Source organism: Citrobacter sp. FP75, assembly GCF_018342065.1.
Taxonomy (GTDB): domain Bacteria; phylum Pseudomonadota; class Gammaproteobacteria; order Enterobacterales; family Enterobacteriaceae; genus Citrobacter.
This window is the reverse complement of sequence record NZ_JAFDOE010000006.1, coordinates 26,530-40,635: the sequence shown is the minus strand read 5'-3', so window position 1 is coordinate 40,635 and position 14,106 is coordinate 26,530. Positions and strand designations below refer to the sequence as shown.

11 protein-coding genes are annotated in these 14,106 nt (G+C 52.9%); 8 read left to right on the top strand and 3 right to left on the bottom strand.

Annotation, left to right across the window (positions count from 1 at the left end; all coding sequences use genetic code 11):
* Positions 1 to 59: 59 nt before the first annotated feature.
* The 3 genes from rsgA to mscM all read left to right on the top strand — a co-directional run bounded on the left by rsgA (position 60) and on the right by mscM (position 5,505).
* Entirely contained in the window at positions 60 to 1,112 is a 1,053-nt protein-coding gene (rsgA, locus tag JQ822_RS18580) for a small ribosomal subunit biogenesis GTPase RsgA (RefSeq protein WP_213134706.1), read from the top strand.
* A gap of 92 nt (positions 1,113 to 1,204) precedes the next feature.
* Positions 1,205 to 2,173 (top strand): archaetidylserine decarboxylase, encoded by a 969-nt coding sequence (asd, locus tag JQ822_RS18575; RefSeq protein ID WP_213134705.1) that lies wholly within the window; start codon positions 1,205 to 1,207, stop codon positions 2,171 to 2,173.
* 17 nt (positions 2,174 to 2,190) lie between these two features.
* Positions 2,191 to 5,505, top strand: coding sequence for a miniconductance mechanosensitive channel MscM (mscM, locus tag JQ822_RS18570; protein ID WP_213134704.1), 3,315 nt, complete (start codon positions 2,191 to 2,193; stop codon positions 5,503 to 5,505).
* 52 nt (positions 5,506 to 5,557) lie between these two features.
* Here the strand turns inward: mscM and yjeM are convergent, their stop codons facing one another.
* Both yjeM and epmA read right to left on the bottom strand, forming a co-directional pair.
* Positions 5,558 to 7,060, bottom strand: coding sequence for a glutamate/gamma-aminobutyrate family transporter YjeM (gene yjeM / locus JQ822_RS18565; protein WP_213134703.1), 1,503 nt, complete (start codon positions 7,058 to 7,060; stop codon positions 5,558 to 5,560).
* Between the two features lie 211 nt (positions 7,061 to 7,271).
* Positions 7,272 to 8,249, bottom strand: coding sequence for an elongation factor P--(R)-beta-lysine ligase (gene epmA / locus JQ822_RS18560; RefSeq protein WP_213134702.1), 978 nt, complete (start codon positions 8,247 to 8,249; stop codon positions 7,272 to 7,274).
* 324 nt (positions 8,250 to 8,573) lie between these two features.
* Here epmA and frdA point away from each other — a divergent pair, with 324 nt between their 5' ends.
* From frdA to frdD, 4 genes are read left to right on the top strand one after another with little or no spacing between them, the layout of a single operon-like run.
* A complete protein-coding gene (frdA, locus tag JQ822_RS18555; protein ID WP_135323431.1) occupies positions 8,574 to 10,364 on the top strand; it encodes a fumarate reductase (quinol) flavoprotein subunit in 1,791 nt (596 codons plus the stop codon).
* Positions 10,357 to 11,091, top strand: a complete 735-nt coding sequence (frdB, locus tag JQ822_RS18550) for a fumarate reductase iron-sulfur protein (RefSeq protein ID WP_135323432.1) — start codon at positions 10,357 to 10,359, stop codon at positions 11,089 to 11,091. The genes frdA and frdB overlap by 8 nt, the downstream gene beginning before the upstream one ends.
* Positions 11,092 to 11,101: 10 nt before the next feature.
* Positions 11,102 to 11,497: a fumarate reductase subunit FrdC gene (frdC, locus tag JQ822_RS18545; RefSeq protein WP_213134701.1), complete on the top strand. Its 396-nt coding sequence runs from the start codon at positions 11,102 to 11,104 to the stop codon at positions 11,495 to 11,497.
* Between the two features lie 10 nt (positions 11,498 to 11,507).
* Positions 11,508 to 11,867 (top strand): fumarate reductase subunit FrdD, encoded by a 360-nt coding sequence (frdD, locus tag JQ822_RS18540; RefSeq protein ID WP_048212909.1) that lies wholly within the window; start codon positions 11,508 to 11,510, stop codon positions 11,865 to 11,867.
* Positions 11,868 to 11,908: 41 nt separating this feature from the next.
* Here the strand turns inward: frdD and ampR are convergent, their stop codons facing one another.
* Positions 11,909 to 12,784, bottom strand: coding sequence for a LysR family transcriptional regulator AmpR (gene ampR / locus JQ822_RS18535; protein WP_213134700.1), 876 nt, complete (start codon positions 12,782 to 12,784; stop codon positions 11,909 to 11,911).
* A gap of 131 nt (positions 12,785 to 12,915) precedes the next feature.
* Here ampR and blaCMY point away from each other — a divergent pair, with 131 nt between their 5' ends.
* Entirely contained in the window at positions 12,916 to 14,061 is a 1,146-nt protein-coding gene (gene blaCMY / locus JQ822_RS18530; RefSeq protein WP_213134699.1) for a CMY-2 family class C beta-lactamase, read from the top strand.
* Positions 14,062 to 14,106: the final 45 nt, after the last annotated feature.

The window sequence follows — 14,106 nt, the reverse complement described above, 5'->3', positions numbered from 1 at the left end:
CTAAAATTGCGTGTATCATAAATGTTTTGCCCATAATGGGCGACCAGGAGCCAGTCCGATTGAGTAAGAATAAACTCTCCAAAGGCCAACAGCGCCGCGTGAACGCCAATCACCAGCGTCGTCTTAAAACGTCCACGGAGAAGCCAGACTATGACGACAACCTGTTTGGCGAGACCGCTGAAGGCATTGTTATCAGCCGTTTTGGCATGCATGCCGATGTGGAATCTGCCGAAGGCGAAGTTCACCGTTGCAACATCCGCCGTACAATTCGTTCGCTGGTTACCGGCGATCGCGTGGTCTGGCGTCCGGGTAAAGCCGCGGCCGAAGGCGTGAACGTGAAAGGGATCGTTGAAGCGGTACACGAACGTACCTCGGTACTTACGCGCCCTGACTTTTACGACGGCGTAAAACCCATTGCGGCTAACATTGACCAAATCGTCATTGTTTCGGCCATCTTACCCGAGCTGTCGCTCAATATTATCGACCGATATCTGGTTGCCTGCGAAACATTGCAGGTCGAGCCCATTATCGTACTCAACAAGATCGATTTGCTCGACGATGAAGGTATGGCCTTCGTGAACGAGCAGATGGATATCTACCGCAATATTGGCTATCGCGTGTTGATGGTATCAAGCCATAAAAAAGACGGGCTACAGCCGCTTGAAGAAGCCTTGACCGATCGTATTAGCATTTTTGCCGGTCAGTCAGGCGTAGGCAAATCCAGCCTGCTCAATAACCTGCTCGGCCTGCAAAAAGAGATCCTGACCAACGATGTCTCCGATAACTCCGGTCTGGGACAACACACCACGACCGCCTCTCGCCTGTACCATTTCCCGCACGGTGGTGACGTCATTGACTCTCCCGGCGTACGTGAGTTTGGGCTGTGGCATCTTGAGCCGGAACAAATCACCCACGGTTTTGTCGAATTCCATGACTACCTGGGCCATTGCAAATATCGCGACTGCAAACATGATGCGGATCCCGGCTGCGCTATCCGTGAGGCTGTAGAGAAAGGGGCAATAGCCGAAACTCGGTTTGAGAATTATCACCGTATCCTCGAAAGCATGGCGCAGGTAAAAACGCGTAAAAACTTTTCTGATACTGACAACTGACAACTAAGCTAAGCATCGCTAGAATCGTCCCCCTTTTTTCAGGATCCGGCCCGTATGCCGGATCGGGAACAAATTATGGCCTGGAGGCTACCTTGTTAAACTCATTTAAGCTTTCGCTACAATACATTCTGCCGAAACTATGGCTCACTCGCCTGGCGGGTTGGGGTGCGAGCAAACGAGCAGGATGGCTAACTAAACTGGTTATCGATCTGTTCGTGAAATATTACAAGGTCGATATGACAGAGGCGCAGAAGCCAGATACCGCCAGCTATCGTACCTTTAACGATTTCTTCGTACGCCCACTGCGCGACGATGCTCGCCCGATTAATACCGACCCAAATGTTCTGGTTATGCCAGCTGACGGCGTGATTAACCAGTTGGGGAACATCGAAGAAGACAAGCTGCTGCAGGCCAAAGGGCACAGCTACAGCCTTGAAGCGCTGCTGGCGGGCAACTACCAGATGGCGGACAAATTCCGCAACGGTACATTTGTGACCACTTACTTATCTCCGCGCGATTACCACCGTGTGCATATGCCGTGTAACGGTATCCTGCGTGAAATGATGTACGTGCCGGGCGATCTCTTCTCGGTCAACATTCTGACTGCGCAAAACGTGCCAAACCTGTTTGCCCGTAACGAACGCGTTATTTGCCTGTTTGATACCGAGTTTGGCCCGATGGTGCAAATTCTGGTCGGCGCAACCATCGTCGGTAGCATCGAAACCGTCTGGGCTGGCACCATTACGCCGCCGCGTGAAGGGGTGATTAAACGCTGGACATGGCCTGAAGGCGAAAGCGAAGGGTCGGTGGCGCTGCTGAAAGGCCAGGAAATGGGCCGCTTTAAGCTTGGTTCAACCGTTATCAACCTGTTTGCGCCAGGTAAAGTTAATCTGGTCGAGCAGTTGCAGGACCTTTCAGTCACTAAAATCGGTCAACCGATGGCTATCTCTACCGAGACATTCGTGTCGCCAGAGGCTGAACCGGCTCCACTTGCGAAAGACGAAATCGAAGCAGAACACGACGCCAGCCCGCTGGTTGACGACAAAAAAGACGAAAGTTAAACATAGGAATCGCTGCTGTGCGCCTGATTATCACTTTTCTGATGGCCTGGTGCCTCAGCCAGGGGGCGTACGCTGCGACGGCCCCCGATACCAAACAAATCACCCAGGAACTGGAGCAGGCTAAAGCGGCAAAACCCGCTCAGCCAGAAGCCGTCGAGGCGCTCCAGTCCGCGCTGAATGCCCTTGAAGAACGTAAAGGCTCCCTCGAGCGCGCCGAACAGTATCAGCAGGTTATTGATAACTTCCCCAAGCTGTCCGCAACGCTGCGCGCACAGCTTAACAACCTGCGCGATGAACCGCGCAGCATCCCGACAGATCTCTCTACTGATGCCTTAAACCAGGAGATCCTCCAGGTTAGCAGTCAATTGCTGGAAAAAAGCCGTCAGGCCCAGCAGGAACAGGATCGCGCCCGAGAAATCGCAGATTCATTAAGCCAGCTCCCACAACAGCAAACCGATGCCCGCCGTCAGTTAAATGAGATTGAACGACGCCTTGGCGTGGCTAACGGCAATACGCCGCTCAATCAGTCGATGCAGGCTGAATCAGCCAGGCTCAAAGCGCTGGTTGATGAACTGGAACTGGCTCAGCTTTCCGCTAACAACCGTCAGGAACTGGCGCGAATGCGCTCCGAACTGGCAGAAAAACAGAGCCAGCAGCTCGACGCTTATCTGCAGGCATTACGTAACCAGCTCAACAGCCAGCGTCAGCGTGAAGCGGAACGGGCGCTGGAAAGCACTGAACTACTGGCAGAAAACAGCGCGGGACTGCCAGAGGGTATTGTCGACCAGTTCAAGGTTAACCGTGAACTGTCACAAGCTTTAAACCAGCAGGCACAGCGTATGGACCTGGTGGCTTCTCAACAGCGTCAGGCCACCAGCCAAACGCTACAGGTACGCCAGGCGTTGAACACGCTGCGTGAACAGTCACAGTGGCTGGGCGCATCGAATATGCTGGGCGAAGCCCTGCGTGCTCAGGTTTCCCGTCTGCCAGAAATGCCTAAGCCCCAGCAGCTTGATACCGAAATGGCGCAGCTTCGCGTGCACCGTATGCGCTATGAAGATCTCCTCAACAAACAGCCGCAGTTGCGCCAGATCCATCAGATGGATGGGCAGCCGCTGACCGCAGAGCAGACCCGCATTCTCAATGCGCAACTGCGTACCCAGCGTGAGCTGCTGAATTCCCTGCTACAGGGCGGTGATACGCTGATACTCGAGTTAACCAAGCTGAAAGTATCCAATAGTCAGCTGGAAGACGCGCTGAAAGAGGTTAACGAAGCCACTCACCGGTATCTGTTCTGGACCTCTGACGTCAGCCCAATCTCACTCTCCTGGCCGGTCGATTTGGTTCAGGATCTACGTCGTCTAATCTCATTAGATACGTTTAATCAGCTCGGTAAAGCCAGCGTCATGATGCTCACCAGCAAGGCCACGCTGCTACCGCTGTTCGGCGCGCTGGTGCTGGTTGGTTTTAGCCTCTATTCGCGTAAGCATTTCACCCGTTTTCTTGAGCGATCGTCTGCGCGAGTCGGTAAAGTCACCCAGGACCACTTCTGGCTGACAATACGCACGGTGTTCTGGTCAATCCTCGTCGCCTCGCCGCTGCCAGTACTATGGGCGACGTTGGGTTATGGCCTGCAGGAAGCCTGGCCCTACCCACTGGCCGTCGCCATTGGCGATGGCGTGACCGCCACGGTACCCATGCTGTGGGCGGTGATGATTTGCGCCACCTTTGCGCGCCCTAACGGCCTGTTCATCGCGCACTTTGGCTGGCCGCGCAACCGCGTCGCGAAGGCCATGCACTATTATCTGATGAGCATCGGACTGATTGTTCCGCTGATCATGGCGGTGATCATGTTTGATAATCTCAATGATCGGGAATTCTCCGCCTCATTGGGGCGTCTGTGTTTTATGTTGATCTGTGGCGCGCTGGCGATTGTCACCCTGAGTCTGAAACGCGCCGGAATCCCGCTGTACCTCGACAAAGAGGGCAACGGCGACAATATGGTCAACAGCATGCTGTGGAATATGCTGATGGGTGCCCCGCTGGTTGCTATTCTTGCAGCCGCAGTAGGTTATTTAGCCACGGCACAAGCACTGCTGACCCGCCTTGAGACGTCCGTGGCTATCTGGTTCTTATTGCTGGTGGTTTATCACGTCATTCGCCGTTGGATGCTGATCCAGCGCCGTCGTCTGGCCTTTGACCGCGCCAAACACCGGCGCGCAGAAATGCTGGCGCAACGCGCGCGTGGTGAAGAAGAACCGCCACATTCCACCAGCCTTGAAGGCACGATTGATGTTGATGAAAGCGAAGTGGATCTGGATGCAATCAGCGCGCAGTCACTGCGTCTGGTGCGTTCTATCCTGATGCTTATCGCCCTGCTTTCGGTCATCGTGCTGTGGTCAGAAATTCATTCTGCTTTCGGCTTCCTGGAAAATATCTCGTTATGGGATGTGACCTCTACGGTGCAGGGCGTAGAAAGCTTAGAGCCAATTACGCTGGGCGCAGTGTTAATTGCCATTCTGGTGTTTATCATCACCACCCAGTTGGTACGTAACCTACCTGCGTTACTGGAACTGGCACTGTTGCAGCACCTGGATTTAACGCCCGGCACCGGCTACGCCATCACCACCATTACCAAGTACCTGCTGATGCTGATTGGCGGTCTGGTGGGCTTCTCGATGATTGGTATTGAGTGGTCAAAACTGCAGTGGCTGGTTGCCGCTCTCGGTGTCGGTCTGGGCTTTGGTTTGCAGGAGATCTTCGCTAACTTTATTTCCGGCCTGATCATCCTGTTTGAAAAACCGATTCGTATTGGCGACACGGTGACCATTCGCGATCTCACCGGTAGCGTGACGAAAATTAACACCCGCGCCACCACCATCAGCGACTGGGACCGCAAAGAGATAATCGTGCCCAACAAGGCGTTTATCACCGAGCAGTTTATCAACTGGTCGCTGTCCGATTCGGTTACCCGTGTGGTATTGACCATTCCTGCGCCGTCAGAGGCCAACAGCGAGGAGGTCACGCAGATCCTGCTTACTGCCGCACACCGCTGCTCGCTGGTTATCGATAACCCGGCGCCAGAAGTCTTCCTGGTTGATCTGCAGCAGGGGATTCAAATCTTTGAGCTGCGTATCTATGCCGCAGAGATGGGACACCGTATGCCGCTGCGCCATGAGATCCACCAGCTGATTCTGGCAGGCTTCCGCGAGCACGGCATCGATATGCCATTCCCACCGTTCCAGATGCGTCTGGAGAGTCTGGGCGGCAAGCAAACGGGGAGAACCTTGAGCTCTGCGGGCAGAGGCAGCCGCCCGGCGGGGAGTTTGTAAACGTGAATGATGCCGGATGGTGGCGCTATCGCGCCTCATCCGGCAAGATACATTACTCAGCCACCCACTGCGGCTCATTGGCCGTGCGACGGGTGTAGTTCTGATAGATAGCCATCGCCAGCATCGAGAAGAAGATCGGACCACCGGTCATCCACAGCGCGCTGTTCCAGTCCCCGGCTTCAATCACCGGCTGGATGATGGTGAACACGTTGGCGAACGTCACCACCAGCACCACCACGCTTGTTGCCAGTAACGTCGCCGCTCGGGTTTTAAAGACAACGAACGGTCTTTCCAGGCCGACACGAGATTTAAAGAATGGGAATGCCAGCGCAAGGAACAGATACGGCAGCGTCATGGAGACATTCGCCATCAGGGTCAGTTTGTTATAAAACGCGGAAGCCGTATCGCCGCCAAACGACACCAGCAAAATAAACAGGCTCACCAGCAGACACTGCATCCACATTGCCGTCGTCGGCATCCCCATGGCATTCAGCTTTGTCATTGGAGCAGGCCACAATGCTTTCGGTGTCCCTTGAATAATCGCTTTCAGCGGCGAGTAGCTAAGCGTGAAAAAAGCACCGGTATAGGCAAGGAACATCGACAGTCCGGTAATGCGCGCAAACCAGATGCCCATGGTTATTGCTGCCTCCGGAGAAAGATGCAGCGCATTACCCAACGTCATTCCGAGGCTTTTCATCAGGATATAAGTAATATTACCCAGGTTTACTGAACTATTACTTAACACTTGCTGCCAGTTGGTGCTAACACCCCATAAAAAGATAGCCAACGAATAACCGACTGAAATGACAACCGCAGCAAAGACAATTCCTTTCGCAAAGTTCTTTTCGGGTTTCTCTGTTTTATCAACCAGCCCGCCCACGGCTTCAATTCCGCCATAAGCGAAAATAGCAAACACCACAAATGACAACATGGCCAGGCCGGACTGATATCCCGGGTTCGGTGAGGAGATAAAATTAATATCCTGTGCAAAGTGTCCACCGGTTAATAACAAAATAGCGACACTCACTAACAACAGAACCAAATTAAGACACATGACGGCAATTCCGCCAACCGCCGTAATACGCGCAATCTTATTAATACCCCGTGACGCCACGCCGGTCACCAGCACCATCCAGGCGACGGCAAGCAGTCCGACGACCTGTGTTGGCTCAAGCCCTGCGATACGCCAGGTCTGCGTCATATCTGCGCCAAACATAAAGGTGGAAAAAGGCACCCAAACTTTCGCCGCGGTACTGACCATCCAGATAACGTAGGAAGAAAACCACATAAACGTGCCAATAAACGCATAGCGTGGCCCAACGCTATTATTCATCCATGAATAGATTCCGCCTTCTTCTTTCCGATAAGCGGATCCCATTTCAGCCATCATTAAAGCAAATGGGATAAAGAATAATAATGCAGAAAATATATACCACGGGATTGCGCTATACCCCATTAAATAGAATGCTGAGGGGCTATTTGCAAATCCGAAAACTGACGTAAATATCATGAGGATGAGGCCTATCAGGCTCATCTTTTTTATTGTTTGGGTCATTTAACCATCCCTTACTCTGGGAGCGTCCGTGAAACAGCGCTCACCGATTTGCACTGTCCTCTGAACGGAAGACAGCAATAAGAAATCAACACAGAATTGATACCCGAACGGTATCAGATATCCAGGTGTAAATTGTGGCTATTAGAGGGGAAATGAAAATATATGCTACAAAGTGGCGTTTTTACCGCCACTTTGCGTCGAGAAGAGTACGTTATGCACGATCAACGGTAAAAGCGATAACGTCGGCCAGGCTATTGGCCCCCAGCGCCAGCATAACCAGACGATCAACGCCCAGAGCCACACCGGAACAATCAGGCATGCCAACTTTCAGCGCTTCAAGCAGATTATTGTCGATTGGCTGTTGTGGCAAACCACGGGCCGCGCGTTTGCGGTTATCCTGTTCGAAGCGTTGCTGCTGCTCGCGGGCGTCGGTCAACTCATGGAAACCATTCGCCAGTTCAATACCTTTGTAGTACACCTCAAAACGTTCGGCAACGCGGTGATCTTCGGTACTGATTTGCGCCAGCGAGGCCTGGCTTGCCGGGAAATGATACACAAACGTCGGTTTATCTTTCCCGATATGCGGCTCAACGCCCATCGCAAACAGCAGTTGCAACAAGGTATCCCGGTCTTCTTCGGTGTCCGCGATATTGCTGAGATCCAGTTTAGCCGCCGCTTCGCGTAGCTGAGTTTTATCCGCTGACAGCGGGTCTATCTCCAGGTGACGCTGGAAGGCTTGCTGGTATGAGAGGCTTTCCGCAGGCGAGCAGTCCAATACCTGCTGGAGTAAATCGTCCACTTCATTCATCAGACGATACATGTCGTAATGAGGACGGTACCACTCAAGCATGGTGAACTCAGGATTATGATGACGCCCCATCTCTTCGTTACGAAAACTGCGGCACAGCTGGTAAACCGGGCCACACCCTGCCACCAGCAGGCGCTTCATATGGTATTCCGGGCTGGTCATTAAATAGAGATTCATGCCCTGAGAATGACCAGGACCAACGAAACGTGTTTCGAACGGGAACAGATGAATATCGGTAACCGTCGCCTGACTCATACAAGGTGTCTCAACCTCAAGCACGCCACGGTCGGCAAAAAAGCGGCGGATTTCCGCTATAATTGCAGCTCGTTTTAACAGATTGGGGATGGACGCGCTCGGCTGCCAGGTTGCCGTTTCGCTCATGGTTGTTTCTCCGATTTAAGACAAGGGCACGAAGTCTACTCGTAACGCGTTAGCGAGACAAATTTCAGGGGGGAATAACAAACACGGACGGGTAGCTAAAAAAAGCAACATTGGGTGGTTTAGTAATTAAATTAATCAAAATCAATGATAATTCACCCCTGTGATACGCTAAAAAAATCGAACACGTCAAATTTCCCTCACCTCCCTGAGACTATACTATTGTACCTATAAAGGAGCAGTGGAAACGCGTTCATAACCCGTTTGACTCAGATGAAGCATCTGATTACGGGCGGGGATGAAATAACAACAATCTGGAGGAATGTCGTGCAAACCTTTCAAGCCGATCTTGCCATAATTGGCGCCGGTGGCGCGGGATTACGTGCTGCAATTGCTGCCGCACAAGCAAATCCCAACGCTAAAATCGCACTGATCTCAAAAGTGTACCCAATGCGCAGCCATACCGTTGCTGCCGAAGGCGGCTCTGCTGCTGTCGCGCAGGATCATGACAGCTTTGACTACCATTTTCACGATACGGTAGCTGGCGGAGACTGGCTGTGTGAGCAGGATGTCGTGGATTACTTTGTCCACCACTGCCCAACTGAAATGACGCAACTGGAACAATGGGGTTGTCCATGGAGCCGTCGTGAAGACGGTAGCGTCAACGTACGTCGCTTCGGCGGTATGAAAATTGAGCGTACTTGGTTTGCCGCGGATAAAACCGGCTTCCATATGCTGCATACGCTGTTCCAGACATCTTTGCAGTTCCCGCAAATTCAGCGTTTCGACGAACACTTCGTCCTGGACATCCTGGTTGATGACGGTCAGGCTCGCGGCCTGGTTGCGATGAACATGATGGAAGGCACGCTGATGCAAATCCGTGCTAACGCGGTTGTCATGGCAACAGGCGGCGCAGGCCGTGTGTACCGTTACAACACTAACGGCGGCATCGTCACCGGCGACGGTATGGGCATGGCGCTGAGCCACGGCGTTCCGCTGCGTGATATGGAATTCGTTCAGTATCACCCGACTGGTCTGCCAGGTTCCGGCATCCTGATGACCGAAGGCTGCCGTGGTGAAGGTGGTATTCTGGTCAACAAAGATGGCTATCGCTATCTGCAGGACTACGGCATGGGCCCGGAAACTCCGCTGGGCGAGCCGAAGAACAAATATATGGAACTGGGTCCGCGTGACAAAGTTTCTCAGGCGTTCTGGCACGAATGGCGTAAAGGCAACACCATTTCCACCCCGCGTGGCGATGTGGTTTACCTCGACCTGCGTCACCTCGGCGAGAAAAAACTGCTCGAGCGCTTACCGTTCATCTGCGAACTGGCCAAAGCCTACGTGGGTGTCGATCCGGTTAAAGAACCGATCCCGGTACGTCCGACCGCGCACTACACCATGGGCGGTATCGAAACCGATCAGCACTGTGAAACCCGCATTAAGGGTCTGTTCGCCGTCGGCGAATGTTCGTCTGTTGGTCTGCATGGCGCTAACCGTCTGGGCTCTAACTCTCTGGCAGAGCTGGTGGTCTTTGGCCGCATGGCCGGTGAGAAAGCGATGGAACGCGCTTCAACTGCAGGCGCTGCAAACGGTGCAGCACTCGACGCGCAGGTTGCTGGCGTTGAAAAACGTCTGAAAGATCTGGTTAACCAGGAAGGCAACGAAAACTGGTCCAAAATCCGCGACGAAATGGGTCTGTCTATGGAAGAAGGTTGCGGTATCTACCGTACGCCGGAACTCATGCAGAAAACCGTTGATAAGCTGGCCGAACTGCAGGAACGCTTCAAGCGCGTGCGTATCACCGATACCTCCAGCGTCTTCAACACCGACCTGCTGTACACCATCGAGCTGGGTCACGGTCTGAACGTTGCTGAATGTATGGCGCACTCTGCTCTGGCACGTAAAGAATCCCGCGGCGCGCATCAGCGTCTGGATGAAGGCTGCACCGAGCGTGACGACGTCAATTTCCTCAAACACACCCTCGCCTTCCGCGATGCTGACGGCACAACTCGCCTGGAATACAGCGACGTGAAAATCACCACTCTGCCGCCAGCTAAACGTATGTATGGTGGCGAAGCGGAAGCAGCCGATAAGAAGGAGAAGGCGAATGGCTGAGATGAAAAACCTGAAAGTTGAGGTGGTGCGCTATAACCCGGAAACCGATACCGCGCCGCACAGTGCTTTCTATGAAGTTCCTTATGATGAAACAACGTCGCTGCTGGATGCGTTGGGCTACATCAAAGATAACCTGGCACCGGATCTGAGCTATCGCTGGTCCTGCCGTATGGCAATCTGCGGCTCCTGCGGCATGATGGTCAATAACGTGCCTAAGTTGGCGTGCAAAACCTTCCTGCGTGAATACACCAACGGCATGAAGGTTGAAGCGCTGGGCAACTTCCCGATTGAACGCGATCTGGTTGTCGATATGACGCACTTTATCGAAAGCCTGGAAGCTATCAAGCCGTACATCATTGGTAACCCACGCACTCCGGATCAGGGTCCAAACACCCAGACTCCGGCGCAGATGGCGAAGTATCATCAGTTCTCCGGTTGCATCAACTGTGGTCTGTGCTATGCCGCGTGCCCGCAGTTCGGCCTGAATCCTGAGTTCATTGGACCGGCTGCAATCACCCTGGCGCATCGTTATAACGAAGACAGCCGCGACCACGGTAAGAAGGAGCGTATGGCGCAGTTAAACAGCCCGAACGGCGTTTGGACCTGTACTTTCGTGGGCTACTGCTCCGAAGTCTGCCCGAAACACGTCGATCCGGCTGCGGCCATTCAGCAGGGTAAAGTAGAAAGTTCAAAAGACTTTCTTATCGCAACCCTGAAACCACGCTAAGGAGTGCAAGATGACGACTAAACGCAAACCCTATGTGCGGCCAATGACGTCCACCTGGTGGAAAAAACTGCCGTTTTATCGCTTTTACATGCTGCGCGAAGGTACAGCAGTTCCGGCAGTCTGGTTCAGTATCGAACTGATTTTCGGCCTGTTTGCCCTCAAGCATGGCGCTGAATCCTGGATGGGCTTTGTCAGCTTTTTGCAAAACCCAGTGGTGGTGATCCTTAACCTGGTCGTGCTGGCAGCAGCGCTGCTGCATACCAAGACCTGGTTTGAACTGGCGCCAAAAGCGGCCAACATCATCGTAAAAGACGAAAAAATGGGGCCAGAGCCGATTATCAAAGGTCTCTGGGTAGTTACTGCGGTTGCGACCGTAGTCATTCTGTATGTTGCCCTGTACTGGTAAGGAGTCCGGGATGATTAATCCAAATCCAAAACGCTCTGACGAACCCGTATTTTGGGGACTGTTTGGTGCAGGTGGTATGTGGGGCGCGATCATTGCGCCGGTAGTGGTTCTGCTGGTGGGTATTATGCTACCGCTGGGTCTGTTTCCGGGCGACGCGCTGAGCTATGAGCGCATTATGGCATTTGCCCAGAGCTTCATCGGACGTGCATTCCTTTTCCTGATGATCGTTCTGCCGCTGTGGTGTGGTTTACACCGCATGCACCACGCGATGCATGACCTGAAAATCCACGTGCCGGCTGGCAAGTGGGTATTCTACGGTCTGGCTGCGATCCTGACCGTTGTAACAGCGATCGGTATTCTGACCATCTAATCGCATACGCTGCTTATCTGGCCCGCCGCTGGCGGGCCTTTTTATTTGTGCAAAACACCGGTCAACCAGCGGGAAAACTCTCGCATGGCGCGTGTCTCCGGGCGGGATTGCAAACGCGTTATCCAGTAACTCCCCAGATCAATCTGCGTTAAAAACGGTTGAATGATACGTTCACTGCCGAGTAAATGCGCGAACATTCTTACCGGCGCAATCGCCACGCCCATTCCCGCCTGCGCAGCTTCCAGCATTGTGACGGACGAATCAAACACCATCACGCTGTGCGTCGGTGACGGAGGAGCCTCTCCTGCTGCCTGCATCCAAAGCGTCCATTCATCACGCCGATACGATCGTAATAACGGAAATTTCAGGATGTCCGCAGGCGCCCTAATCTGCGAGGCCAATATCGGCGAACAAAGCGGAGACATTAGCGCACTACATAAATATTGCGCATCAGTATCGTGCCAGGCACCGCCACCATAACGAATGGTATAATCCAGTCCTTCGGCGGCGGGATCCACACGGTTGTTGTGGGTGGAAACGTGCAAATCAATATGTGGATAACTGCGCTTAAAATCAGCCAACAAAGGAAACAGACAACCAACCGCAAAGGTGCCCACCACACCAATTTTCAGTTTTTCCTGGGTCTGTTTAGTCGCAAAACGATCCAGCATTCCCGCCATGCGATCGAAAGAGTCATTAAGTACAGGTAACAGACTTTCCCCTTCTGTCGTCAGCATTAAGCCACGTGAAACACGAACAAAAAGCTGACAATTGAGCTGTTGCTCCAGCGCTTTTACATGCTGGCTGATAGCAGAGTGCGTAACGTTCAGCTCAACTGCTGCGCGGGTAAAACTGAGATGTCGGGCGGCGGCTTCAAAAGCCCGCAGCGAGTTAAGCGGAATATAGCTACGCGTCATCATATTTCCTGTTAGAAAAACTTATATCTGCTGCTAAATTTAACCGTTTGTCAACACGCGGAAAATCAAACAAACTGAGCGCGTCTGATGAGCCCGGACACCCTTTCGCTTTTTATTACGGAACTGATTTCATGATGAAAAAATCGTTATACTGCGCGCTGCTGCTGACAGCCTCTTTCTCAACGTTTGCCGCCTCAAAAACAGAACAACAGATTGCCGATATTGTTAACCGTACCATCACCCCGTTAATGAAAGAACAAGAGATTCCGGGTATGGCCGTTGCGGTTATCTACCAGGGAAAACCCTATTATTTTACCTGGGGTAAAGCTGACATCGCCAATAACCGTCCAGTCACCCAACAGACACTTTTTGAGCTCGGCTCGGTAAGTAAGACTTTCAACGGCGTGCTGGGCGGCGATGCTATCGCCCGTGGTGAAATCAAGCTCAGCGATCCCGTTACCCAATACTGGCCCGAGCTAACGGGTAAACAGTGGCAGGGTATCAACCTGCTGCACTTAGCCACCTATACGGCAGGCGGCCTGCCGCTTCAGATACCCGACGACGTTACAGATAAAGCCGCATTGCTGCGTTTTTATCAAAACTGGCAACCACAATGGGCCCCGGGTGCTAAACGTCTCTATGCTAACTCCAGTATTGGCCTGTTTGGCGCACTGGCGGTGAAACCTTCCGCAATGAGTTACGAAGAGGCGATGACGAAGCGCGTCCTGCAGCCATTAAAACTGACGCATACCTGGATTACGGTTCCGCAGAGCGAACAAAATGATTATGCCTGGGGCTATCGCGAAGGAAATCCCGTACACGTTTCTCCGGGTCAACTTGATGCCGAAGCTTATGGTGTGAAATCCAGCGTTGTCGATATGAGCCGTTGGGTTCAGGCAAATATGGATGCCAGCCATGTTCAGGATAAAACGCTACGGCAGGGCATCGAACTTGCGCAGTCTCGTTACTGGCGTATTGGCGATATGTACCAGGGACTGGGCTGGGAGATGTTAAACTGGCCGGTGAAAGCCGACACGATTATCAACGGCAGCGACAGCAAGGTTGCTTTGGCGGCGCTCCCTGCCGTTGAGGTAACCCCCCCCGCACCTGCCGTAAAAGCCTCGTGGGTACATAAAACGGGTTCAACTGGCGGCTTCGGTAGCTATGTTGCCTTCATCCCGGAAAAAAATCTTGGCATCGTGATGCTGGCAAACAAAAGTTACCCTAACCCGGCGCGCGTCGATGCGGCCTGGCGCATCCTTGAAAAACTACAATAAATAACGTGAGGTCCGAATATTCGGACCTCCTTCCTTGCTCTTTTT

Bases quoted from the DNA above. Each gene is read 5' to 3' on its own strand.
- yjeM (WP_213134703.1), bottom strand. From the start codon at position 7,060: ATGACCCAAACAATAAAAAAGATGAGCCTGATAGGCCTCATCCTCATG.
- epmA (WP_213134702.1), bottom strand. From the start codon at position 8,249: ATGAGCGAAACGGCAACCTGGCAGCCGAGCGCGTCCATCCCCAATCTG.
- frdB (WP_135323432.1), top strand. From the start codon at position 10,357: ATGGCTGAGATGAAAAACCTGAAAGTTGAGGTGGTGCGCTATAACCCG.
- frdC (WP_213134701.1), top strand. From the start codon at position 11,102: ATGACGACTAAACGCAAACCCTATGTGCGGCCAATGACGTCCACCTGG.
- frdD (WP_048212909.1), top strand. From the start codon at position 11,508: ATGATTAATCCAAATCCAAAACGCTCTGACGAACCCGTATTTTGGGGA.
- ampR (WP_213134700.1), bottom strand. From the start codon at position 12,784: ATGACGCGTAGCTATATTCCGCTTAACTCGCTGCGGGCTTTTGAAGCC.
- blaCMY (WP_213134699.1), top strand. From the start codon at position 12,916: ATGATGAAAAAATCGTTATACTGCGCGCTGCTGCTGACAGCCTCTTTC.